At 67.5% G+C, this 22,455-nt stretch carries 22 protein-coding genes; 18 read left to right on the forward strand and 4 right to left on the reverse strand.

Annotated features, from left to right (window positions below; all coding sequences use genetic code 11):
• Window positions 1–12: 12 nt before the first annotated feature.
• The 5 genes from DCN14_RS13410 to DCN14_RS13430 all read left to right on the forward strand — a co-directional run bounded on the left by DCN14_RS13410 (window position 13) and on the right by DCN14_RS13430 (window position 4,820).
• Window positions 13–969, forward strand: a complete 957-nt coding sequence (locus DCN14_RS13410; protein ID WP_096506552.1) for a TIGR03571 family LLM class oxidoreductase — start codon at window positions 13–15, stop codon at window positions 967–969.
• A 150-nt stretch (window positions 970–1,119) separates the two neighbouring features.
• Window positions 1,120–1,926 carry a 2,5-didehydrogluconate reductase DkgB gene (gene dkgB / locus DCN14_RS13415; protein WP_096506551.1) on the forward strand — a complete coding sequence of 269 codons (807 nt, stop codon included), beginning with the start codon at window positions 1,120–1,122 and terminating at the stop codon, window positions 1,924–1,926.
• 69 nt (window positions 1,927–1,995) lie between these two features.
• On the forward strand, window positions 1,996–3,111 hold the full coding sequence (locus DCN14_RS13420; RefSeq protein ID WP_096506550.1) for an alkene reductase: 1,116 nt from the start codon (window positions 1,996–1,998) through the stop codon (window positions 3,109–3,111).
• Window positions 3,112–3,139: 28 nt separating this feature from the next.
• Window positions 3,140–4,144 carry an aldo/keto reductase gene (locus DCN14_RS13425; RefSeq protein WP_096506549.1) on the forward strand — a complete coding sequence of 335 codons (1,005 nt, stop codon included), beginning with the start codon at window positions 3,140–3,142 and terminating at the stop codon, window positions 4,142–4,144.
• 139 nt (window positions 4,145–4,283) lie between these two features.
• On the forward strand, window positions 4,284–4,820 hold the full coding sequence (locus DCN14_RS13430; RefSeq protein ID WP_096506548.1) for a DUF3455 domain-containing protein: 537 nt from the start codon (window positions 4,284–4,286) through the stop codon (window positions 4,818–4,820).
• A 106-nt stretch (window positions 4,821–4,926) separates the two neighbouring features.
• On the opposite strand, the gene DCN14_RS13435 is transcribed toward DCN14_RS13430, so the two are convergent.
• Window positions 4,927–5,592, reverse strand: a complete 666-nt coding sequence (locus DCN14_RS13435) for a class I SAM-dependent methyltransferase (protein ID WP_096506547.1) — start codon at window positions 5,590–5,592, stop codon at window positions 4,927–4,929.
• A gap of 48 nt (window positions 5,593–5,640) precedes the next feature.
• On the opposite strand from DCN14_RS13435, the gene DCN14_RS13440 reads away from it, so the two are divergent.
• Complete coding sequence (locus DCN14_RS13440) at window positions 5,641–6,327, forward strand: TetR family transcriptional regulator (RefSeq protein WP_096506546.1); 687 nt, start codon at window positions 5,641–5,643, stop codon at window positions 6,325–6,327.
• A gap of 538 nt (window positions 6,328–6,865) precedes the next feature.
• Window positions 6,866–8,254, forward strand: coding sequence for an NCS2 family permease (locus DCN14_RS13445; protein ID WP_096506545.1), 1,389 nt, complete (start codon window positions 6,866–6,868; stop codon window positions 8,252–8,254).
• A 196-nt stretch (window positions 8,255–8,450) separates the two neighbouring features.
• Here DCN14_RS13445 and DCN14_RS13450 read toward each other — a convergent pair whose 3' ends face one another.
• Complete coding sequence (locus DCN14_RS13450; RefSeq protein WP_096506544.1) at window positions 8,451–8,876, reverse strand: cupin domain-containing protein; 426 nt, start codon at window positions 8,874–8,876, stop codon at window positions 8,451–8,453.
• A gap of 82 nt (window positions 8,877–8,958) precedes the next feature.
• On the reverse strand, window positions 8,959–9,786 hold the full coding sequence (locus DCN14_RS13455) for an AraC family transcriptional regulator (protein ID WP_096506649.1): 828 nt from the start codon (window positions 9,784–9,786) through the stop codon (window positions 8,959–8,961).
• 292 nt (window positions 9,787–10,078) lie between these two features.
• Here DCN14_RS13455 and DCN14_RS13460 point away from each other — a divergent pair, with 292 nt between their 5' ends.
• The 4 genes from DCN14_RS13460 to DCN14_RS13475 all read left to right on the forward strand — a co-directional run bounded on the left by DCN14_RS13460 (window position 10,079) and on the right by DCN14_RS13475 (window position 14,196).
• On the forward strand, window positions 10,079–10,672 hold the full coding sequence (locus tag DCN14_RS13460) for a hypothetical protein (protein ID WP_096506543.1): 594 nt from the start codon (window positions 10,079–10,081) through the stop codon (window positions 10,670–10,672).
• A gap of 221 nt (window positions 10,673–10,893) precedes the next feature.
• Window positions 10,894–11,814 (forward strand): LysR substrate-binding domain-containing protein, encoded by a 921-nt coding sequence (locus DCN14_RS13465; RefSeq protein WP_162826199.1) that lies wholly within the window; start codon window positions 10,894–10,896, stop codon window positions 11,812–11,814.
• Window positions 11,815–12,039: 225 nt separating this feature from the next.
• Window positions 12,040–12,822 (forward strand): ABC transporter substrate-binding protein, encoded by a 783-nt coding sequence (locus DCN14_RS13470; protein ID WP_096506542.1) that lies wholly within the window; start codon window positions 12,040–12,042, stop codon window positions 12,820–12,822.
• A gap of 258 nt (window positions 12,823–13,080) precedes the next feature.
• Window positions 13,081–14,196, forward strand: a complete 1,116-nt coding sequence (locus tag DCN14_RS13475; protein WP_096506541.1) for a succinylglutamate desuccinylase/aspartoacylase family protein — start codon at window positions 13,081–13,083, stop codon at window positions 14,194–14,196.
• A 145-nt stretch (window positions 14,197–14,341) separates the two neighbouring features.
• On the opposite strand, the gene DCN14_RS13480 is transcribed toward DCN14_RS13475, so the two are convergent.
• On the reverse strand, window positions 14,342–15,148 hold the full coding sequence (locus DCN14_RS13480) for a MetQ/NlpA family lipoprotein (RefSeq protein WP_096506540.1): 807 nt from the start codon (window positions 15,146–15,148) through the stop codon (window positions 14,342–14,344).
• Window positions 15,149–15,455: 307 nt separating this feature from the next.
• On the opposite strand from DCN14_RS13480, the gene DCN14_RS13485 reads away from it, so the two are divergent.
• The 7 genes from DCN14_RS13485 (at window position 15,456) to DCN14_RS13515 (ending at window position 22,452) form a co-directional block, all read left to right on the forward strand.
• Window positions 15,456–16,616 (forward strand): porin, encoded by a 1,161-nt coding sequence (locus DCN14_RS13485; protein ID WP_096506539.1) that lies wholly within the window; start codon window positions 15,456–15,458, stop codon window positions 16,614–16,616.
• Between the two features lie 208 nt (window positions 16,617–16,824).
• Window positions 16,825–17,085: a DUF2866 domain-containing protein gene (locus DCN14_RS13490; protein WP_059528608.1), complete on the forward strand. Its 261-nt coding sequence runs from the start codon at window positions 16,825–16,827 to the stop codon at window positions 17,083–17,085.
• A gap of 124 nt (window positions 17,086–17,209) precedes the next feature.
• Complete coding sequence (locus DCN14_RS13495; protein ID WP_096506538.1) at window positions 17,210–17,593, forward strand: DUF6232 family protein; 384 nt, start codon at window positions 17,210–17,212, stop codon at window positions 17,591–17,593.
• A 71-nt stretch (window positions 17,594–17,664) separates the two neighbouring features.
• Entirely contained in the window at window positions 17,665–17,892 is a 228-nt protein-coding gene (locus DCN14_RS13500) for a hypothetical protein (RefSeq protein WP_096506537.1), read from the forward strand.
• A 243-nt stretch (window positions 17,893–18,135) separates the two neighbouring features.
• On the forward strand, window positions 18,136–20,406 hold the full coding sequence (locus tag DCN14_RS13505) for a TonB-dependent hemoglobin/transferrin/lactoferrin family receptor (RefSeq protein WP_096506536.1): 2,271 nt from the start codon (window positions 18,136–18,138) through the stop codon (window positions 20,404–20,406).
• Between the two features lie 49 nt (window positions 20,407–20,455).
• Window positions 20,456–21,547 carry a ChuX/HutX family heme-like substrate-binding protein gene (locus tag DCN14_RS13510; RefSeq protein WP_096506535.1) on the forward strand — a complete coding sequence of 364 codons (1,092 nt, stop codon included), beginning with the start codon at window positions 20,456–20,458 and terminating at the stop codon, window positions 21,545–21,547.
• 32 nt (window positions 21,548–21,579) lie between these two features.
• The gene (locus tag DCN14_RS13515) at window positions 21,580–22,452 is read left to right on the forward strand and encodes an ABC transporter substrate-binding protein (RefSeq protein WP_240327301.1); all 873 of its coding nucleotides are present in this window, start codon (window positions 21,580–21,582) and stop codon (window positions 22,450–22,452) included.
• The last annotated feature ends 3 nt before the right edge of the window (window positions 22,453–22,455 follow it).

Below are 22,455 nucleotides of genomic sequence, written 5' to 3' on the forward strand. Positions count from 1 at the left end.
GAAAGCCCAACCATGTCCACCTCACTCGACAGGCTCGCCAACGGCGGCTTCAGCGTCGGCATCGAACTGCCGCTCGACAACGACTGGTCGCCGGCCGGCGATGCGAAGCGCCAGCATGACGGCCGCCGCCCGGGCGTGCCCGACCTCGAAAACCACGCGGCACTCGCGCGACTGGCCGACACGCTCGGCTTCCGCGTGCTCTGGGTGCGCGACGTGCCGGTGTACGACCCGTCGTTCGGCGACGCCGCGCAGGTGTTCGAAACGTTCTCGTATCTCGGCTACCTCGCCGGCATCACGCGCGACATCCTGCTCGGCACGGCGGCCGTGGTGCTGCCGCTGCGCGAGCCGCTGCTGACGCTGAAATCGGCCGCGACGATCCAGGAACTGAGCGGCGGGCGCCTGCTGCTCGGCGTCGCGAGCGGCGACCGGCCGGTCGAATATCCGCTGTTCGGCCGCGACTTCGCGTCGCGCGGTGCGAACTTCCGCGACCAGATCGCGCTGCTGCGCGACGGCGCGCGCGGGCATCTGCCGCCGGGCCTCGACGTCCTGCCGGCCGCACGCTCGCCGGTGCCGCTGCTCGTCGCGGGTCTCGCGCAGCAGACGCCCGCGTGGATCGGCGAACACATGGACGGCTGCCTCGCGTATCCCGGCACGCCGGCCGATCACACGCAGCGCGCGGCGAACTGGCGCGCGGTGGCCGGCAACAAGCCGTACGTGAGCTTCATCCACCTCGACCTCGCGGAAGACCCGCACGCGCCGCTGCAGCGGCACCGCTTCGGCGCGCGCGCCGGACGCATCGCGCTGACCGAGGAACTCGCGGCGATGCGCAACGCGGGCGTGCAGCACATCGGGCTGCATTTCCGCCGCAACCGGCGCCCGCTCGGCGCGACGATGGCGGAGATCGCATCGGACGTGCTGCCGGCGTTCCACGCGAACGCCGCGGCAAACCCGCAGGCGCGCACCGCCTGAGGCCGGCATCGCGCCGCGCCGGCCGGATTCACGATCAATATTTGATTTCAAATCAAATATTTTTGACCTCTAACGGCGTTTATCTCATCAGTTCGAAGCGCCAGAATGACTTCCATACCGCAACCGTTCCACCCCTTCCAGGAGCACATCATGAGCAACATTCCCGCATTCGGCCTCGGTACGTTCCGCCTGCAAGGCCAGGTTGTCATCGACTCGGTCCGCAACGGCCTCGACGTCGGCTACCGCGCGATCGACACCGCGCAGATCTACGGCAACGAAGCCGAAGTCGGCGAAGCGATCGCCGCCTCGGGCGTGCGCCGCGAAGACCTGTTCCTCACGACCAAGATCTGGGTCGACAACTACGCACCGGAAAAGCTGGCCGCCAGCCTCGAGGAAAGCCTGCGCAAGCTGCGCACCGACACCGTCGACCTGACGCTGATCCACTGGCCGGCCCCGGGCAACGGCGTATCGATCCAGGCGTTCATGACCGCGCTGGCCGAAGCGAAGGCGAAGGGCCTCACGCGCCGGATCGGCATCTCGAACTTCAACATCGACCTGACGAAGGAAGCGATCGCGGCCGTCGGCAAGGATGCGATCGCGACGAACCAGATCGAACTGAGCCCGTACCTGCAGAACCGCAAGCTGGTCGAGTTCCTGAACGCCGAAGGCATCCACGTGACGTCGTACATGACGCTCGCATACGGCAAGGTGCTCGGCGACCCGGTGATCGGCGCGATCGCGCAGCGTCACAACGCGACGCCGGCGCAAGTCGCGCTCGCCTGGGCGCTGCAGCTCGGCTACTCGGTGATTCCGTCGTCGACCAAGCGCGAGAACCTCGCGAGCAACCTGCTCGCGCAGACGCTGCGCCTGACCGACGACGACATGGCGCAGATCGCCGCGCTCGAGCGCAACGGCCGCGAAGTCGACCCGGCCGGCCTCGCGCCGAAGTGGGACTGAACGCACCGCCCGCCCTTCGCTATCCGATTCGCCGCGGCCCGACAACCGCGGCACCGACAGGACACCCTCATGACCCACGACCCGCTTTTCCAACCGCTGCAATTCGGCACGCTGACGCTGCCGAACCGCATCGTGATGCCGCCGATGACGCGTTCGCGCGCCAGCCAGCCCGGCGACGAAGCCAACGAACTGATGGCCGCGTATTACGCGCAACGCGCGAGTGCGGGCCTGATCGTCAGCGAAGGCACCTATATCGCGCCGCTCGGCAAGGGCTACGCATGGACGCCCGGCATCCATACGCCGTCGCAGGTGGCCGGGTGGCGCAAGGTGACTCAGGCCGTCCACGCCGCGCATGGCCGCATCTTCGCGCAGCTCTGGCACGTCGGCCGGCTGAGCCACACGAGCCTGCTCGGCGGCCTGCAACCCGTGTCGTCGTCGCCGCTCCAGGCGAAGGGCGTGAACGTGTTCGTCGCCGGTGAAGACGGCAGCACGCCGGGCTTCGTGCAGGCGTCCGAGCCGCGCGCGCTGTCCGTCGACGAGATCCGCGAGATCGTCGATCAGTACCGCGCCGCCGCCCGCCACGCGATCGAAGCCGGCTTCGACGGCGTCGAGCTGCACGGCGCGAACGGCTATCTCGTGAACCAGTTCATCGACTCGAACGCGAACACGCGCACCGACGCCTACGGCGGCTCGCTCGAAAACCGGCTGCGCTTCCTGCGCGAAGTCGCGCAGGCGCTGATCGAAGGCACGGGCGACGCATCGCGCGTCGGCATCCGCCTCGCGCCGCTGACCACGCTGAACGGCTGCGTCGACGACGATCCGGAAACGACCTACCTCGCCGCCGCGAAGCTGCTCGGCGAACTCGGCGTCGGCTACCTGCACATCGCGGAAGCCGACTGGGACGACGCGCCGCTGATGCCGGTCGAATTCAAGCAACGGCTGCGTGCCGCGTACCCCGGCGTGCTGATCTACGCCGGTGCCTACACCGCCGAGCGCGCCCGCGAAGCGATCGCCGCCGGCTGGGCCGACCTCGTCGCATTCGGCCGCCCGTTCGTCGCGAACCCCGACCTGCCCGAGCGCCTGCGTACCGGCGCCACGCTCGCGCCGCACGACCGCAACACGCTGTTCGGCGGCGGCGCACCGGGCCTGACCGACTATCCGACGCTCGCGCAAGCCGCGGCGTGACAGGAAAACGCACAACAGGAAAACGCACATGAGAATCACGCTCCCTTCCCGCCTGGGTTTCGGCACTGCGCCGCTGGGCAACATGTATCGGGCCATCCCGAACGAAGAAGCACTGGCCACGATCGACGCGGCCTGGAACAACGGTATCCGCTACTTCGACGCGGCGCCGCTGTATGGCGCCGGTCTCGCCGAGCTGCGCCTGGGCGAAGCGCTCGCCGGCCGGCCGCGCGATGAATACTCGCTCGGCACCAAGGTCGGCCGCCTCGTGCTCGACGAGCACGAGGACGCATCGCAGCGCGATCTCGGCGAGAAGGGCGGGCTGTTCCAGCACGGCCTGCCGAACCGGATCGTCTACGACTACACCGAAGACGGCACGCTGCGCTCGATCGAAGCGAGCCTGAAGCGGCTGCGCACCGACCGGCTCGACACCGTGTGGATCCACGATCCGGCGATCGACTTCCACGGCGAACGCTGGCTCGACGTGTTCGACGTCGCGATGTCGGGCGCCGCCAAGGCGCTCACGCGGCTGCGCGACGAGAAGGTCATCAAGGGCTGGGGCCTCGGCGTGAACCGGATCGAGCCGTGCGCGCTCGCGCTCGAACGCTCGGACCCGGACGGCTTCCTGCTGGCCGGCCGCTACACGCTGCTCGACCATGCGGGCGCGCTCGAACGGCTGATGCCGGAAAGCGCCGCGCGCGGGCTCGGCATCATCGTCGGCGGCCCGTACAACTCCGGCGTGCTCGCCGGCGGCACCCACTTCGAATATCAGCCGGCCACGCAGGCGATGCTCGATCGCGTCGCGCGCATCCGGCAGATCAGCGAACGGTTCGGCGTCGACGTGCGCGCGGTGGCGCTGCAGTTCTCGCTCGCGCATCCGGCCGTCGCGGCCGTGATCCCCGGCGCGAGCCGCCCCGATCGCATCGACGAGAACCTGCGGCTCGCGTCGGCGCCGATTCCGGCCGCGCTGTGGGACGCGCTGAAGGCCGAACGCCTGATCGCCGAGCATGCGCCGACGCCGGCCGGCGCCGCTTGAGATTGCCGGTTTGAATCGGACGATCGCGGCGGCTATCGCCGCGATCGTCATGTGCGCATTGCGGCCGGCGCGATTAGCGTCTAGCGTTGACGGGCTCGCCGATGGTTGACCGTCACCCGACCTGAAAGGATGCCCTGCCATGCGAAGCCGTTCCCTGCAACGCACCACGCTGCCGGCCGCCGCGGCCTGCCTTGCACTGGCCGTCTGTACCGTCTCCGCCCGCGCCGACGAAGCCGCCGGTCTCGCGCCGCCCCGGCCGGCCACGCCCGTGCTGTCGACGACCGCGGCCGGCGTGCAGGTCTACACGTGCGACTACGACGCCGGACACAAGCTCGTGTGGGTGTTCCTGCATCCGGAAGCGATGCTGTTCGACAGCAGCGGCACGCTCGTCGTCCGGCACGGCGCAGGGCCGTCGTGGGAGGCGACCGACGGCAGCCGGATCACCGGCAAGAAGCTCGCGCAAGCGCCGGGCGCGCACCCGGGCAGCATCCCGCAACTGCTGCTCGCCGCGACGCCGGCCGCAACGGACGCGAAGACCACGGCCGGCGCGCTCGCCGGCGTGCGCTTCGTGCAGCGGCTCGACACCGCGGGCGGCATGCCGCCGGAACCGGCGTGTTCGACCGAGCATGCGGTCGGCCGTTTTCCGTATTTCGCGCGTTACGTGTTCCTGAAGTAACGCACGACGACGGCTGCCCGAATCCGCGGCGTCGCTGCCGCATCCGCTTGATCAGTTATCCTCTATTTTTACGATGCCGCTCCGGCTGCCGCGCAACGCCCCGGCCTCAGCGAATCCGCATCGACAGCTCGACATCGCCGCCGAACGGCACCGACAGGTAGCCGTTGCGCGGCGCGCGCACGTAGGCAAGATAGTCGGGGCTGTATTCCGCGTTGTCGGCGACGACGAACGCGCCGGGCCGCAGCCGCGGCTCGACCCGCGCGAGGATCTCCTGATACAGCGCCTTCGCGCCGTCGAGCAGCAGCAGGTCGACGGTATCCGGCAGATCGACGGCCAGCGTGCGCAACGCATCGCCTTCACGGATCTCCACGAGATCGTCGAGCCCGGCCGCGGCCAGGTTCGCCCGTGCCCGCGCAACCTTCGACGCCTCGAACTCGCTCGTGATCACCCGGCCGCCGCCGTTGTCGCGCAGCGCGGCCGCGAGGTGCAGTGTCGAGATGCCGAACGACGTGCCGAACTCGACGATCGAGCGCGCGCCGCCGCTGCGCGCGAGCATGTACAGCAGCGTGCCCGTCTCGCGCGACACCGCGAGCGGATAGTCCTTCAGGCGCGCATAGAAATCGGCGTAATCGGTCTTGCTGCGCATCAGCCGCGCGTGCTCGTCGTGCGTCAGGTCGGCGAAGTCCGGATTCGACGCGGGCGACGACGCATCGGCTTCGTCGAACAGGCGCGCGAGCAGCGACGCCAGCGGGTCGTGAATCAAGGTGGTCATGCGAATCTCCAGTGTCAGGTTGAGTGCGTCAGCGCACCCGACTAGAATATGACGAACTATTCACGTTTTGCTATTCGCATTGGCAGACCCGTCATGACCGACCGCCGCAACGCCCCGATCGCCTCGCGCAGACAGCCTCGGCAGGCCCGCTCGACCCGGCTCGTCGACGACGTGCTGGAGGCCGCTATTCAGGTTTTGACGACCGAAGGCGCGCAGCGCTTCACGATGGCGCGCGTCGCCGAGCGCGCCGGCGTAAGCGTCGGCTCGCTGTATCAGTACTTCCCGAACAAGGCGGCCGTGCTGTTCCGGCTCCAGCACGACGAGTGGCGGCAGACGTCCGGCATGCTGTGCGGGATGCTGCAGGATCGGCAGAAGACGCCGCCCGAGCGGCTGCGCACCGCCGTCCACGCGTTCATCCGTTCGGAATGCGACGAGGCGCCCATGCGCATCGCACTCGACGATGCGGCGCCCCTCTATCGCGACGCTCCCGAAGTGCAGGCAGTGCGGGCCGAGGGCAACCGGATCTTCAGCGCGTTCATGCGCGAGGCACTGCCCGCCGTGTCGGACGCCACGCATGCGACCGCGTGCGAGCTGGTCATGACGACGCTCACGACGGGCGGCAAGGCGTTCTCCGAGACCGCGCGCACGCCGGCGGAAATCGACGCCTATGCGACCGCGATGGCCGACATGTTCTGTGCGTACCTCGCGCATCTCACGCATCTCGCACGGGATTGACGCAACGAGGGGCCGGAACGCGCGCCGGCGCAGCCCGCGCGCGGCACCGGTATCATCCGGATGCAGGTTGCGCGCGGCCGCGCATTGCATGAAACGCGGCCGGCTTCATGCGCCTGCGCAGCCTCGATGAAAGACATTCGTAAGATCGGATGCACCACCCGCTCCCGCCCTGCCCGCCGACCCTGCATTCAAATAATCGCCTTAACGGATTCGAACTAGGCGTATACACGCGTTCCGCGACGACGAAGCCCCGTTACACGCCGATATAAGCGCTGAGACATGCGCTGCATGCTCTTCCCCCAATGGGACGTGATGGGCCGTTCGCCTAACCTTCGCTACGGCAAAGCACACGTGACGGGGTCGACCACACCACGCGTCGTACGACGCGACACACTCGCGCCCGCCTCACGGCGCGTACGACGACACGAATCACGCGTCAGGCGTCCCCACGACGTTGCCGATCATTCCAACCAGATTCGAGACACCCTGACGACGGTCCGCTACGACCGTTTCAGTACGCTGATAAAGGAGCAAGCTCATGAGTGATACCCCGGTGCAGCCGACGGTCGGCGTCGGCGCGGAAGAAACGGACTTCGGCACCAAGGGAGTCATCGACCGGTACTTCGACATTTCGTCGCGCGGCAGCACGCAGCGCCGCGAGATCGTCGCGGGCGTGACCACATTCCTCGCGATGGTCTATTCCGTGTTCGTCGTGCCCGGCATGTTCGGCAAGGCCGGCTTCGACACGAGCGCCGTGTTCGTCGCGGTCTGCCTGACCACCGCGTTCGGCTCCTTGCTGATGGGCCTGTGGGCGAAGCTGCCGATCGCGATCGGCTGCGCGATTTCGCTGACCGCGTTCACCGCGTTCGGCCTCGTGCTCGGCAAGGGGCTGCATCCGACCGTCGCGCTCGGCGCGGTGTTCCTGATGGGCCTCGTGTTCACGGGCATCTCGGTCACCGGCGTGCGCTCGTGGATTCTGCGCAACCTGCCCGCGGGCGTCGCGCACGGCACCGGGATCGGCATCGGCCTGTTCCTGCTGCTGATCGCGTCGAACGACGTCGGGCTCGTGATCAAGAACCCGGGCGCCGGCCTGCCGGTGTCGCTCGGCCAGATCACCGCGTTCCCGGTCATCATGTCGGTCGTCGGCCTCGCCGCGATCTTCGGGCTCGAGAAGCGTCGCGTGCCGGGCGGCATCCTGCTCGTCGTGATCGCGATCTCGCTGATCGGCCTCGTGTTCGATCCGGCCGTGAAGTACCACGGCATCTTCGCGCTGCCGTCGCTGAGCGCACCGGGCCATGCGTCGCTGATCGGCGCGATGGACATCAAGGGCGCGCTGTCGATGTCCGTGCTGCCGAGCGTGCTGGCGCTCGTGATGACCGCCGTGTTCGACGCGACCGGCACGATCCGCGCGGTGGCGGGCCAGGCCGGCCAGCTCGACGAGAATGGCCGCATCATCAACGGCGGGCGCGCGCTGACCGCCGATTCGGTCAGCTCGATCTTCTCCGGCTTCCTCGGCGGCGCGCCCGCCGCGGCCTACATCGAGTCGAGCGTCGGCGTGGCCGCCGGCGCGAAGACGGGCCTCGCGGCAGCCGTGGTCGGCCTGCTGTTCCTGGTCGTGATGTTCCTGTCGCCGCTCGCGGGCCTCGTGCCGTCGTACGCCACGGCCCCCGCGCTGATGTACGTCGGCCTGCTGATGCTCGGCAGCGTGAGCAAGCTGCACATGGACGACATGGTCGACGCGATGTCGGGGCTCGTGTGCGCGGTGTTCATCGTGCTGACCGCGAACATCGTGACGGGCATCATGCTCGGCTTCTCGACGCTCGTGATCGGCCGCATCGCCAGCGGCGAATTCCGCAAGCTGAACGTCGGCACCGTGCTCATCGCCGCCGTGCTCGTCACGTTCTATCTCGGCGGCTGGGCGATCTGACCGCGGAACATGCGCGACGCTGCCGGCAGAAGGGCGGCGCGCATCGGGACGACACCGTCTCCTCCACCATCCTCGTCGATGGTCTCCAGGCCTGGAAACGCATGTTTCCAGGCTTTTTTTGCCGGTGCGGCATCGATCGTTCCGACGGATGACCACACGGACGACGCACCGTCGATGCGCGGCACGGCGCGAGGCATCAAATCCACTGATCGTTCTCGACCGTGCGTTCGCTGGTTGCGCTGTCGCCGGTATTCACGACGCCGCGCGGCTCGATCAGCAGCAGTTTCACTTCACCCTGCGCACAAGGCTTGTGCTCGATGCCTTTCGGCACCACGGCCATTTGACCGGCTCGCAGTTCGATCGAAGCGTCGCCGTGCGGGCCGCCGCGAAAATCGATACGCAGGATGCCGTCCAGCACGATGAAGGTTTCGTCGGTATCGCCGTGCCGGTGCCAGACGAATTCGCCTTCGAGCTTGACGACCTTGAATTGGTAATCGTTCATTTCCGCGACCACGCGTGGTTGCCAATGACCGTCGATCAGCGCGATCTTGCCCGCCAGATCGATCGTTTCGCATTGGCCTCGTGCAGCGGGAATCGTATGGGAATGCGGTGATGCCGACATCGTTCTCTCCGTGTGGGTGGGGATGCGTTGCCGAGCATAGGCCGCCGCCGGCGGATCGTATTGAACGATCGTGGGACGCCGCTCACCCGCGGCGCATCGCGCCTACGACCTGGAGCCAGTGCCCCGGCGTGTGACCGAAGGCCTTCAGAAAATGGCGTGTCATGTGGCTTTGATCGGCGAAGCCGGCATCGGCCGCCGCGCCCGCAAGCGGCGCGCCCGCACGCAGCATGCCGCGCACGGCACCCAGCCGGCGCATCGTCAGATAGCGATACGGACTCGTGCCGTAGAAGGTCCGGAAATCGTGGGAGAGACGCCAGCGGTCTCGTCCCGTCACGATTTCCAGTTCGTCGAGCGTGACGACGCGCGTGAAGTTTGCATGCAGATAGTCACGCGCACGGCGCGCCGCCAGATAATCGCCTTTTCCTCGCGAACGCGGCATGTCGGCGACGGCGGCAAGCGCGTGTACGAGTTCGACCAGCGCTTCGCCCTGTTCGAGCGGCTCGAGCATGTGCCCGACGTGTTGCAGCAGGCTTTCCGTCGCGGCCGCGATACGCGGATCGCTCGTCACGCCGCCTTCGATGAACGGCAACGCGCGACCGCCCAGCACCGCCTGGAACAGCGCGGGCTCGACGTAAATCATCCGATAGCGGAATCCTTCGCCCGTACCGGCCTGGCCGTCGTGCGCCTCGTCGGGATGCAGCACCATCGTATTTCCCGGGAGACTATCGCGACGACAACGGCGATAGTTGAAACTCTGTACGCCTGCGAGCGTGCGGCCGATCGCGTACGTATCGTGCCGATGCATCGCATACGCATTGCCTTGAAACCACGCTTCGATGCGCTCGATGCCGTCTACCGGCGTGGCGTGCATCATCCAGTCGTGGCGCGACGAGGCTGCTTTTCGGGACATGACGAATTGAAAAATGCAGAAGAAACGGAAGGTGTGTTGACGCAAACCGCGCATCGTTCCGCTCAGCATGCCACATCGACGCGTCGCGCACCGCCGTGCGTGGACGTGCCGTTCCGGCGCGTTCGGCGCGCCGCCGCCTGATGCCCGACGCACCCCCGCATCCCGGTTGCCCGGGTTCGCAACCGTCGGCTCGAACGCCGCGCCCCCTTCGTGCCGGGACGCGATGCGGCCAGCCTCGCGGCGCCAATCCGCACCCGGTGCTACGATCGCGCTTTCTCCTCCGAAGCCGCTCATGAATCCGTTCGGCATCGTTTCCGAATCAGACATGCGGACCGCGGCGCGCAAGCCGCCGTTCATCCCGTCGTTCGGCTTCATCGAAGTTCATGAATCGCGGCCGATCGACGCACCGCCGTCACGCATCATCGACGCCGTGGCTTCGCTCGACATGCGCGCCGATCCGGTGATCGACGCGCTGCTCGCCGTGCGTGAATCGCCGGCGGCCATCGCCCGCGCGCTGGGCAACCTCCCGGCCCCAGCCGGGCACGCCCGCTTCGGCTTCGACACGTTCACACTGCTGCATCGCGACGACACATCGCTGTCGCTGGGGCTCGTCGGACGCTTCTGGCGCCCGACGCCCGACGTACGGACGATCGCCGACGCCACGGCCTTCGTGCGGCACGACGACCCGCGCGACGCCAAGCTGGTGCTGCGATTCGAAGTCGTCGGGCTCGCGGCCGGCGCGCACGTGCTGCGCACGGAAACCTTCGTGCACTGCCCGAGTACGCGCACGCGGTGGCTGTTCACGCCGTACTGGCTCGCGATCCGGCTGGCGAGCGGCTGGATCCGGCGCCGCACGCTGACGGCGGTCGAAGCGGCGCTCGCCTGACGCGCGCACGGCCACGCTCGAACGCATGCGCGATACGCCGCATCCGCAAACACGCGTGCCGCGTCATCTGCAATCCTGACCAGCGCGCCGCGAAAAAGCGGCTCAAAAAACGCCGTCCGCCGCCCGGCGATCTTCGCTGCGCCCGGCGTCCGCCCCGCGACGCGCTACCCTATCGTTCTTCGCGCCGGCGCCCGGCCCGCCGCGAGATCCGAATCCGATCGATGACCCGCATCCGAAACCAACTGAACATCGCGCAGCTCCAGGCGTTCGTCTCCGCCGCGCATCACAAGAGCCTGCGCGCCGCCGCGCGCGAGCTCGGCGTCACGCAGCCCGCGATCACGCATACGATCCGCGAACTCGAAACCGCGCTGAACGCGGAACTGCTGGTGCGCAGCGTGCGCGGCGTCGAATTGACCGCGTGCGGCCACGCGCTGCTGCCGCGCGCCGAGCAACTGCTCGGCGACATGCGCCGCACGGTCGAGGCCGTCGAGCAGGTGAAGGGAGAAATGTCGGGGCGCGTCGCGGTCGGCACGATGCCGTCGATCGCGCTGACCGCGCTGCCGCATGCGGTGACGGCATTCCGCCGCTCGATGCCGAACGTGAGCCTGCATCTCGAGGAAGTGACGGTGCCCGACGCGCTCGCGCAACTGCGCAACGGCACGCTCGACATCGCTGCGATGCACCATGTGCCCGCGCTCGACCGCGATTTCACGCAGGTGCCGCTGCTGTCGACCGAGTTCACCGTCGTGATGCGCGAAGGGCATCCGCTCGCGCACGCGCGCCGGTTAGAGGAATTACTCGACGCCGAGTGGATCGTCACGGTCGGCGCCGAGCAGTTTCCGCACAGCGTGATGATCGCGATGTTCGAGGCGCGCGGGCTGCCGCTGCCGAAGCGCCTGCTGCGCTCGCCGATGTCGTTCGCGGTGACGCTCGGCCTCGTCGCGCACTCCGACGTGATCGGCTGCTTCACGCGCCCGCTGGCCGCGAGGGTGGCGCCGCTCGGCATCCGCACGGCCGAACTCGACGAAAGCATGCCGCGCTTCGACCTGTCGATCATCGCGCGGCGCGACCTGCTGCCGACGCCCGCCGTCTCGCAATTCGTCACGTGCCTGCAGCGCGCGGTCAACGAAACGCTCGGCTGAATCGTTCCTTCGTCTGAAACGGTCGCGCAGGTCCGCACGGCCGTCGGGTCCGGTATCGGGGCATGTCCTAGGCGCCCCACCGGCATTTTGTCTTGATAATCTTGCGCACGTCGCGCGCCCGCATCGGGCAGGCGAAACGGACAGTCCGACGCGAAACCGCGCCGGGCCGAAGGCTTACGGCGCGGCACAACCGCGCACCCATCGAACAAAACGAGGAGTCACCGAGTGAAAAAGATTCTTGCGGCTGTGACCGTTGCCGTGCTCGCCGTATCGGCCGGCAGCGCCTACGCGAAGGAATGGACGACCGTACGCTTCGGCGTCGACGCAAGCTACCCGCCTTTCGAATCGAAAGACGCAAGCGGCAAGGTGGTCGGCTTCGACGTCGATCTCGGCAATGAAATCTGCCGCCGCATGCACGCGAAATGCGTGTGGATCGAAAACGACTTCGACGGGATGATCCCGGCGCTGAAGGCCCGCAAGTTCGACGGCGTGCTGTCGTCGATGTCGATGACGCCGGCGCGTCAGGAACAGATCGCGTTCTCGGCGAAGCTGTTCAACACGCCGACGCGCCTCGTCACGAAGAAGGGCGCGGGCCTGCTGCCGACGGCCGACTCGTTGAAGGGCAAGTCGGTCGGCGTCGAGCAGGGCACGATTCAGGAAACCTACGCGAAGACCTACTGGGCGCCGAAGGGCGTGAACGTCGTGCCTTACCAGAACCAGGACCAGGTCTACGCCGACCTGATCTCGGGCCGTCTGGACGGCGCACTGCAGGACGCGGTGCAGGCTGAAATCGGCTTCCTGAAGACGCCGCGCGGCGCGAGCTTCGACTTCGCCGGCAAGGATATCGACGATCCGAAGACGCTCGGCAACGGCGCCGGCATCGGCCTGCGCAAGGAAGACACCGACCTGAAGACGCAGATCGACGGCGCGATCGCCGGCATGCGCAAGGACGGCACGTACGACAAGATCGCGAAGAAGTACTTCGATTTCGATGTCTACGGCAAGTAATCGCGCGTAAAAGCGCGCTTCGCATCCGCGCAGACGGGCTCCGCAAGGAGCCCGTTTTTTTGCCCGCACGCAGCCGGACACGGCGAAAAACACCCGGCGGAGGCGCCGCCGCAACGTTATTTTTTACGCGCCAACCTGATGATTCGCAAAGGAAAAGAGCGTGTTCGGGGCGCGGTTTGATAGGTTCGGCGAAGGCAACGTACAATCGACCTTCCACGCATACCGGATCACTCGCGGCTGCGCCGCACTCTCCCCATCATGCAAACGCAGACCCATCCGCTGATTTCCCCCGCCGTCGGCACCGAACGCCAGATCACGAGCTTCCACTACGGCCCGCGCGGCGGCAAGAAGGTCTACATCCAGTCGTCGCTGCACGCGGACGAACTGCCCGGCATGCTGGTCGCCGCGCTGCTGCGTCGCAAGATCGCCGCGCTCGAGACCGCCGGCAAGCTGCGCGGCGAAGTCGTCATCGTGCCCGTGCCGAACCCGATCGGCCTGTCGCAGCACGTGTTCGGCGACCACCTCGGCCGCTTCGATCTCGGCTCGATGCAGAACTTCAACCGCAATTTCTACGATCTCGCGGCGCTCGTGCTGCCGCGTATCGAAAGCCACCTGACGAACGACGCACAGCGCAACCTCGCCGCGGTACGCGCCGCGATGCGCGAAGCGCTCCACGAGCAGATGCCGCGCACCGAGCTCGACTCGCAGCGTCTCGCGCTGCAGAAGCTGTCGTTCGATGCGGACATCGTGCTCGACCTGCATTGCGACAGCGACGCGGTACTGCACCTCTATACGAACCCCGACCTGTGGGAAGACGTCGAGCCGCTGGCGCGCTATCTCGACGCCCAGGCGTCGCTGCTCGCGCTGAATTCGGTCGGCAATCCGTTCGACGAGATCCACAGCTTCTGCTGGTCCGACCTGCGCAACCGCTTCGGCGATCGCTTCCCGATCCCGAACGGCGCGATTTCCGTCACGGTGGAACTGCGCAGCGAGCGCGACGTGTCGTACGAGTTCGCGGAGAAGGATGCGCAAGGGATCGTCGAATACCTGACCGAGCGCGGCGTCATCGACGGCACGCCCGCGCCGCTGCCGCCGCTCGCGTATCCGGCCACGCCGCTCGCGGGCACCGATCCGCTCGTCGCGCCGGTGTCCGGCGTGATCGTGTTCCGCACGCCGGTCGGCGCGTGGATCGAGGCCGGCCAGGAAGTGGCCGACATCGTCGATCCGCTGACCGACCGCGTGATCACGCTGAAGAGCAGCGTGTCCGGCGTGCTGTACGCGCGCCAGATCGTGCGCTTCGCGACGGCCGGCATGGAAGTCGCGCGCATCGCGGGCGCCACGCCGATCCGTACCGGGTCGCTGCTGTCGGCCTGAGCGGCCCGAACAGCCGGCCCGAACAACCGGCCCGCGCGCCGCGCAACGGCGCGCAGCAACGAAATCGCCCGCTTGCGCGGGCGATTTGCTTTTCGGCTTCGCGGCATGCCCGGCAACGGTGCCGGGCAGCGGCGTGCGTCGATGCTCAGAACGCCGGCACGATCGCGCCGCCGAACTTCTGGTCGATGAACTTGCGCACGTCGTCCGATTCATAGGCCGCCACGAGCTTCTTCACCCACGGCTTGTCCTTGTCCTGCGCGCGCACCGCGATCAGGTTCGCGTACGGCCCGCGCAGATCCTCGATCGCGATCGCGTCCTTCACCGGCGTGAGCCCCGCCTTCACCGCGTAGTCGGTGTTGATCGACGCGGCGTCGAGGTCGGGCAGCGCGCGCGGCAGTTGCGCGGCGTCGAGCTCGACGATCTTGATCTTCTTCGGGTTCTCTGCGACGTCGAGCGGCGTCGCGTTCACGCCGTTCGTGCCGGCGCCCGCCTTCAGCTTGATCACCCCGTATTTCTGCAGCAGCAGCAGCGCGCGGTTGCCGTTCGACGGATCGTTCTGGATCCCGACCTTCGCGCCGACCGGCAAATCCTTCAGCGACTTGAGCTTCTTCGAATAAAAGCCCATCGGCGCCGTGTAGGTCAGGCCGACGTTGACGATCTTGTAGCCGCGCTGCTTGATCTGGCTGTCGAGGAACGGCTGGTGCTGGAAGCCGTTCGCATCGAGGTCGCCCGAATCGAGCGCCGCGTTCGGCTGCACGTAATCGTTGAACTCGATGACCTTGATCGCGAGGCCTTCGCGCGCGGCGACCTTCGTCACCTCGGTCCAGATCTGCGCGTCGGGGCCGCTCATCGTGCCGATCTTCAGCGTCTGCGGGTCGGCGTGCGCGCCGGGCGCCGCAAAGGCCAGCGCCGCGGCGAGCGCGCCGAGGCCGGTCAGGATCGAACGTCGCATGGTGTTCCTCTTGTCCCGTGTCGTTGTTGAACACGCATCCTGTCACGGGGCCGGAACGGCACCAACCAAGCTTATTTCATGTGCTTATTCCGCCGCCCGATCGACGCTCAGACGGAATCGGTATAACTCCCCGCTGTACAAGCAGGCAGAATCCAGTGTCGCATCGGCACCACACATTCGTCATATGACAAACACTGTCACAATCATTACGTGGCCTGCCGATAAAGTTGCAACCGGTCCGTGAAAGCGCCCATAGAGAGCGCCGGAACCGCAACTGGACACGCCATTTATTCGCTCGGAGAATCCTTTGAACAAGAAACTGTTGACCCTCGCCGTCCTCACCGCCACGACTGGCGCGGCGCACGCGCAAAGCAGCGTCACCCTGTACGGCGTGATCGATGCCGGTATCAGCTACGTTAACCACAGCAAGGATGCCGCTGGCGGCAGCAGCAAGCTGTTCAAGTACGACGACGGCGTGGCCCAGGGCAGCCGTTGGGGCCTGCGCGGCACCGAAGACCTCGGTGGCGGCCTGAAGGCGATCTTCGTGCTCGAAAACGGCTTCAACAGCGGCAACGGCACGATCGGCCAGGGCGGCGCGATCTTCGGCCGCCAGGCTTATGTCGGCCTGAGCCAGGCGCAATACGGCACGCTGACGTTCGGCCGTCAGTACTCGTTCTCGACCGACATCCTCGGTTCGAACTACTCGACGGGCGGCAACACGGTCGACGGCAACTACGCGTACCACGTGAACGACATCGACCAGCTCACGTCGAGCCGCATCAACAACGCGGTGAAGTTCCAGAGCGCGAACTACGCCGGCTTCACGTTCGGCGCGTTGTACGGCTTCTCGAACTCGACCGACTTCGCCGGCGCACCGTCGACGACGACGGGCACCACGACGACGGCCGGTTCGTCGCGTGCATACAGCTTCGGCCTGAACTACGCGAACGGCCCGTTCGCCCTCGGCGCCGCATACACGGACATCCGCTTCCCGAGCCAGGCATCGCCGGCGTTCTCGACGTCGATCGCGAACATCGCGCTGACCAACATCCGCGACCTGCGCACGTACGGCGTGGGCGGCCGCTACATCTTCGGCCCGGCAACGGCATGGGCGCTGTGGACGCGCACGCAGTTCACCCCGGTCGCCGCAGGCGCATCGGGCACGTTCTACAACGCATACGAAGCAGGCCTGAAGTATGCGATCACGCCGGCCCTGTCGGCAGCCGTCGGCTACACGTACACGAACGCAACGCAAAGCGGCAACTCGGCGCACTGGAACCAGGGCAACCTGGCGCTGGACTACGCGCTCAGCAAGCGTACGGACGTGTATGCCCTGGTCGTCGGTCAGAAGGCATCGGGCAACGGCGTGCAAGCGCAGATCGGTTCGAGCACGAGCTACTTCAGCACGTCGGGCAGCGATTCGAAGAACCAGATCGCCGCTCGCGTCGGTATCCGTCACAAGTTCTAAAGCATCCGCTTAACTCGCGGATCACGACGGCAAGAAGCGCCCCGCTCCACGCGGGGCGCTTTTTTATGGGCTTTTAAGTTTCGCTTAATTCTGGGCTGAGAGGATGCTCTCACCCCCCCTGTTGGCCGCCTGAGCATCGGCGGCTTTTTTTTTGACACCCACTACGGCACCGCCATCGACTGACCACAAGACAGGATCGGAGGCCATGATGATCGAAGATACCGTTTTCAGCCATCTGCACGCGATTCTGACGCGCCGGCATTCGCTTCCCGTCCAGAGCTGCCGCGTGTCGGTGGAAATGCAGCGCCCGTGGGGCCGCCCGTACCGGCTCGTCGAATGGACGATGCATCTCGACGCGCCCGCGCGACGCCAGATCGTACCGGCCGAATCGACCGACGAAGAGATCGCCGAAGTCGTCGCATCGCACGTGCCGGGCCGCCTGTACGGCGACGGCCGGCTGCAGTTCTGACGCCCCTTCCATTGCGCCCGTCATCCGCATGCCGGCTGCTCCGCGCATGTCATGCGGCACTCGGCCTCGTTTGACGCGGCAACGAAGTCTGCTACGCTGCGCGTTTTCGTCCACGCCACATACGATGGAAAACGCATTCAATGAACGCGGCGTGATGGTCACGCGCAACGGCCTGTCCGCCGCGGGCCAGGTCTTCCCGCTGCGCGACATCCGCGACGTCGACGTCGCCAAGATCCCGAAGAATCGTCTCGTACCGTCGCTGATCTCGCTGATCGGCGCGGCCACCGCCGTCGCCGGCGGTATCGGCGCATCGAGCGCGGCGCTCGTCGTCGGCGTGATGCTCGTCGTCGTCGGCTATCTCGCATGGGCCACGCAGGACGTCACGTACCGGCTGATGGTCGAGATGCCCGACGGCAAGCGCGAGGTGCTGTCGAGCGTCGACGCCGAGTTCGTCGAACGTGTCGCGCAGATCGTGCGCGATGCACGGACGGCGACCGCCGCCGGCTGATTTCCGCTGCGCGCGGCAACGACCTACTATGAAACGAGCGGCACGCCGCCGCATCGTTCGAGGAGGTCGGCATGAACGCCCAATCGCTGTCCGGCATGCTGCGCGCACAGGAACTGCTGCTCGTCTCGATGATCCGCTCGCTTCCTCCCGACGCGCGCACCACACTCGTCGACCTCTACGCCGAGCAGCTCGCGTTCGCCGAACAGGCCGGCTTCGAAGGCCACGGCGACCGCGCGACGCACGACGCATTCATCGCGCATGCGCGCAACCTGCTGATCCGCATCGAATCGCTGGCCTAGGGCCGGCTTCTCACGGTTTTCCCCCGCGCGGCGCGTCCGCCCCGCGCACGACGGCGCTCACCCGCATGCGCTGCCGTGCTTCCTTGTCTTCCTTGTATTGATAATAATTCTCATTTACACTGACAAAATTGTCAGTTGCCTTTCAATTCGCCGTTTGCCGCGTATCGCGCGCAAACGGGCCAGCCAGGTGGACGCGTCACCCAGCCAGCCTTCGGGCTTGTTATCGTCAATGGGAGACCACCTGTGCATTGCTATCCGCTGGCACGGCAGCCGATCTGTGCCGCGCTGTTCGGCGCGTTCGGCCTGTCCGCCGCCCCGGCTCACGCCGATTCGTCGCCGCAAGGCGCCAACCTGCCGCCTGCCGTCCTGACCACCGCCGCCGCGTCCACGCGCGGCGATGCGCTGCTCGACCCCGTCACCGTCACGGCCACCCGCACCGCCACCGCCGCGAGCCGCACGGCCGCGTCCGTGTCGGTGATCACCGACGACGATCTCGACGAGCAGCAGGCCACCAACATCAAGGACGCACTGCGCTACGAGCCGGGCGTCACGGTGCGCCGCACCGCGTACCGCCCCGGCAGCGCCGCGCTCGGCGGCGGCCGCGACGGCGATTCGAGCATCAACATCCGCGGCCTCGAAGGCAATCGCGTGCTGCTGATGGAAGACGGCATCCGCCTGCCGAGCGCGTTCTCGTTCGGGCCGCTCGAAGCGGGCCGCGGCGACTATGCGGATCTCGACATGCTCAAGCGCATCGAGATCCTGCGCGGGCCGGCCTCGGCGCTGTACGGCAGCGACGGGCTGACCGGCGCCGTGAACTTCATCACGAAAGATCCGCGCGACCTGCTGTCGATCTACGGCAAGCCCACCTACTTCTCGTTCCGGCCGAGCTACGACTCGGCCGATCGCAGCGTCGGCGCGACGGTATCGGCGGCCGGCGGCAACGACCGCGTGCAGGGGATGATCATCGCCGACGGCCGGCGCAGCCACGAGGTCGACACGCGCGGCGACAACAATTCGGCGAGCACGCTGCGCACGACGTCGAACCCTCAGGACGTCTATTCGGAATCGCTGCTCGGCAAGCTCGTGCTGACGCCCACCGCGCGCGACACGATCCGGTTCACCGCCGAAACCGTGCAGCGGCGCGTGAGCACCGACGTGCTGTCGGCGATCAACCCGCCCGGCACGCTCGGCCTCACGACGCACGACCGGCTCGAACGCAACCGCTTCAGCGTCGACTACGACTTTCGCGACGATACGTTCCGCTGGTTCCAGAACGCGCACGTGCAGTTCTACTACCAGGACGCGAAGCAGGATCAATATGCGTTCGAGACGCGCGGCACGCAGCCGTCGCGCTCGCGCGACAACCAGTACAAGGAACGCACGTTCGGCGGCTCCGCGTTCGCCGAAAGCGGCTTCTCGACCGGCCCGTTCGCACACAAGCTGCTGTATGGCGTCGACGGCAGCCTGTCGCGCGTGACGAACATGCGCGACGGCACGGTGCCGGGCGTCGGCGAAGCATTCCCGAACAAGGCGTTTCCCGATACCGACTACACGCTGTTCGGCGCATTCGTGCAGGACCAGATCGGCTACGGCCGGCTGCTCGTCACGCCGGGGCTGCGCTTCGACACGTACCGGCTGAGCCCGACGCAGAATGATCCGCTGTTTACCGGCACCGCGGTGTCGACGAGCGCGAACGAAGTGTCGCCGCGCGTCGCCGTGCTGTACGAGATCACGCCCGCACTGATTCCCTATGCGCAATATGCGCACGGCTTCCGCGCGCCGACGCCCGACCAGGTGAACAGCAGCTTCTCGAACCCGGTGTACGGCTACACGTCGATCGGCAATCCGAACCTGAAGCCCGAGACCAGCGACACGTTCGAAGCGGGCCTGCGCGGCAAGGCCGGCACCGGCTACGGCGTCGTCCGCTACAGCGCGGCCGCGTTCGCCGGCCGCTACCGCAACTTCATCTCGCGCACGACGATCGCGGGCAGCGGCCGCCCGAGCGACCCGTTCGTGTTCCAGTACGTGAACTTCGCCGATGCGCGCATCCACGGCCTCGAAGGCCGCGCCGAATGGATCATGCCGAACGGCATCACGCTGAAGACGGCGCTGGCGTTCACGAAGGGTTCGACGCAGAACGACGGCGCGGCGAGCCAGCCGCTGAACACGGTCAACCCGTTCTCGGCGGTGTTCGGCGTGCGCTACGAGCCGGGCGAGCGCTGGTTCGTGCAGACCGACCTGCTGTTCCAGGCCGCGAAGCGCGACAAGGACATCGACACGTCCGACTGCTCGAACAAGGCGTGCTTCGCGCCGCCGTCGTCGTTCGTCGTCGACCTGCGCGGCGGCTACCGCTTCAACAAGCACGTGAGCGCGACGATCGGCATCCGCAACCTGTTCGACCGCAAATACTGGAACTGGTCGGACGTGCGCGGCATCGCCGACGATTCGAAGGTGCTCGATGCGTACACGTCGTCCGGGCGCACCGTCGCCGTCAGCATGAAAGTCGATTTCTGATGCGCGCCACCGCGCGCTGCTACCCAACCGTTACTTGAAGGAGTCCGACATGATGCATTCCGCCCTTCCCGGTCAACCGGCCACGCCGGCGCGTGGGACCGCCGCCTTGCGCGACGCGTTCGTCAAGCTCAAGGCCGAGCGTCAGCTGCGTAACCGCGACGTCGCGCAGGCGCTCGGCGTCAGCGAAGGCGAGGCGCTCGCCGCGTTCGTCGGCGAACACGTGGTACGGCTCGACGCCCGCTTTCCGGCGATGTTCGAGGAAATGCCGCGCCTCGGCCGCGTGATGGCGCTCACGCGCAACGACACGGCCGTCCACGAGAAAGACGGCGAATACGCGCAGATGAGCCACGACGGCCCGGTCGGCCTCGCGCTCGGCGACATCGACCTGCGCATCTTCTATCGTCACTGGGCATCCGCGTTCGCGGTGCACGACGAAACCACGCACGGCCCGCTGAAGAGCCTGCAGTTCTTCGATGCGCAAGGTCACGCGATCCACAAGGTGTACCTGCGCACGCACAGCGATCACGCGGCGTACGACGCATTCGTCGACCGCTGGCGCGCGGCGTCGCAACAGCCGGGGCTCGACGTCGCGCCCGCCGCGCCGAAAACGCCCGAGCGCGCCGACACCGACATCGACGTCGCGGGCTTTCGTGCGGCATGGGACGCGATGACCGACACGCACCAATTCTTCGGCATCACGCAGCGTTTCGGCGTGAGCCGCATGCAGGCGCTGCGCCTCGCCGATCCGCGGTATGCGTACCCGGTCGAGACCGCGCATGCGCTGCGCCACGTGCTCGAACGCGCCGCGCAGAGCGGCCAGCCGATCATGGTGTTCGTCGGCAACGCGGGCATGATCCAGATCCACACGGGCCCCGTCGCGAACGTGCGCGAGGTCGGTGCGTGGATCAACGTGCTCGACCCGGGCTTCAACCTGCACGTGCGCGAGGACATGATCGCCGCCGCATGGGTCGTGAAGAAGCCGACGAGCGACGGCATCGTCACGTCGCTCGAACTGTTCGATCGTCAGGGCGACCATGTCGCGCTGCTGTTCGGCGAACGCAAGCCCGGCCGGGTCGAGCGCGACGACTGGCGCGCGCTCGTCGCGACGCTGCCGGCCGCCGCACACGGAGAGGCCCGGTGAGCGCTCGATCGTTCGATGCCCGGCGCCGCGTCGTGCTCGCGAGCGCGGTTGCCGGTGCGCTCGCGGGCGTACTGCCCGGCCGCGCGCTGGCGCAGGCCGCGCCGAAGCGCGTCGTCGTGATCGGCGGCGCGATCGCGGAAACCGCGTTCGCGCTCGGCGGCGCCGACGCGCGCGGCTACCGGCTCGTCGGTGCGGACACCACCTGCACGTATCCGGATGCCGCGAAGCGCCTGCCGAAAGTCGGCTACCAGCGCGCGCTGTCGGCCGAAGGGTTGCTGTCGCTGCGGCCCGATCTCGTGCTCGCGTCGGCGGAAGCCGGCCCGCCCGCCGCGATCGCGCAGGTGAAAGGCGCCGGCGTCGCGGTGACGACGTTCGACGAGCGTCACGACGTCGACTCGGTGCGCGCGAAGATCACCGGCGTCGCGCAGGCGCTCGACGTACGCGATGCCGGCGCCGCGCTGCTGCAACGCTTCGATCTCGACTGGCAGGCCGCGCGCGATGCGGTCGCCGCGCACGTGCCCGGCGGCGCGCAGCCGCCGCGCGTGCTGTTCGTGCTGAACCACACCGGCAACCAGGCGCTCGTCGCCGGCCAGCGCACGGCCGCCGACGCGATGATCCGCTACGCGGGCGCGCGCAACGCGATGCAGGGTTTCGATCACTACAAGCCGCTGACGACCGAAGCGCTCGCCGCCGCCGCACCGGACATCGTGCTGATCTCCGACGAAGGGCTCGCTGCCGTCGGCGGGCGCGCCGCGCTGCTCGCCGCACCCGGCTTCGGCGCGACGCCGGCCGGCCGCGCGCAGCGCGTCGTGTCGCTCGACGCGCTGTTCCTGCTCGGCTTCGGCCCGCGCCTGCCGCTCGCCGTCACGACCCTGCACCGACGCCTGTCGGATGCGCTCGCCTGATTC

This window comes from Burkholderia sp. IDO3, from assembly GCF_003366075.1.
Classification (GTDB): Bacteria; Pseudomonadota; Gammaproteobacteria; order Burkholderiales; family Burkholderiaceae; genus Burkholderia; species Burkholderia anthina.

Coding starts and splice junctions, on each gene's coding strand:
- DCN14_RS13410 (WP_096506552.1), top strand. CDS start 13: ATGTCCACCTCACTCGACAGGCTCGCCAACGGCGGCTTCAGCGTCGGC.
- dkgB (WP_096506551.1), top strand. CDS start 1,120: ATGAGCAACATTCCCGCATTCGGCCTCGGTACGTTCCGCCTGCAAGGC.
- DCN14_RS13420 (WP_096506550.1), top strand. CDS start 1,996: ATGACCCACGACCCGCTTTTCCAACCGCTGCAATTCGGCACGCTGACG.
- DCN14_RS13425 (WP_096506549.1), top strand. CDS start 3,140: ATGAGAATCACGCTCCCTTCCCGCCTGGGTTTCGGCACTGCGCCGCTG.
- DCN14_RS13430 (WP_096506548.1), top strand. CDS start 4,284: ATGCGAAGCCGTTCCCTGCAACGCACCACGCTGCCGGCCGCCGCGGCC.
- DCN14_RS13435 (WP_096506547.1), bottom strand. CDS start 5,592: ATGACCACCTTGATTCACGACCCGCTGGCGTCGCTGCTCGCGCGCCTG.
- DCN14_RS13440 (WP_096506546.1), top strand. CDS start 5,641: ATGACGAACTATTCACGTTTTGCTATTCGCATTGGCAGACCCGTCATG.
- DCN14_RS13445 (WP_096506545.1), top strand. CDS start 6,866: ATGAGTGATACCCCGGTGCAGCCGACGGTCGGCGTCGGCGCGGAAGAA.
- DCN14_RS13450 (WP_096506544.1), bottom strand. CDS start 8,876: ATGTCGGCATCACCGCATTCCCATACGATTCCCGCTGCACGAGGCCAA.
- DCN14_RS13455 (WP_096506649.1), bottom strand. CDS start 9,786: ATGTCCCGAAAAGCAGCCTCGTCGCGCCACGACTGGATGATGCACGCC.
- DCN14_RS13460 (WP_096506543.1), top strand. CDS start 10,079: ATGAATCCGTTCGGCATCGTTTCCGAATCAGACATGCGGACCGCGGCG.
- DCN14_RS13465 (WP_162826199.1), top strand. CDS start 10,894: ATGACCCGCATCCGAAACCAACTGAACATCGCGCAGCTCCAGGCGTTC.
- DCN14_RS13475 (WP_096506541.1), top strand. CDS start 13,081: ATGCAAACGCAGACCCATCCGCTGATTTCCCCCGCCGTCGGCACCGAA.
- DCN14_RS13480 (WP_096506540.1), bottom strand. CDS start 15,148: ATGCGACGTTCGATCCTGACCGGCCTCGGCGCGCTCGCCGCGGCGCTG.
- DCN14_RS13490 (WP_059528608.1), top strand. CDS start 16,825: ATGATCGAAGATACCGTTTTCAGCCATCTGCACGCGATTCTGACGCGC.
- DCN14_RS13495 (WP_096506538.1), top strand. CDS start 17,210: ATGGAAAACGCATTCAATGAACGCGGCGTGATGGTCACGCGCAACGGC.
- DCN14_RS13500 (WP_096506537.1), top strand. CDS start 17,665: ATGAACGCCCAATCGCTGTCCGGCATGCTGCGCGCACAGGAACTGCTG.
- DCN14_RS13510 (WP_096506535.1), top strand. CDS start 20,456: ATGATGCATTCCGCCCTTCCCGGTCAACCGGCCACGCCGGCGCGTGGG.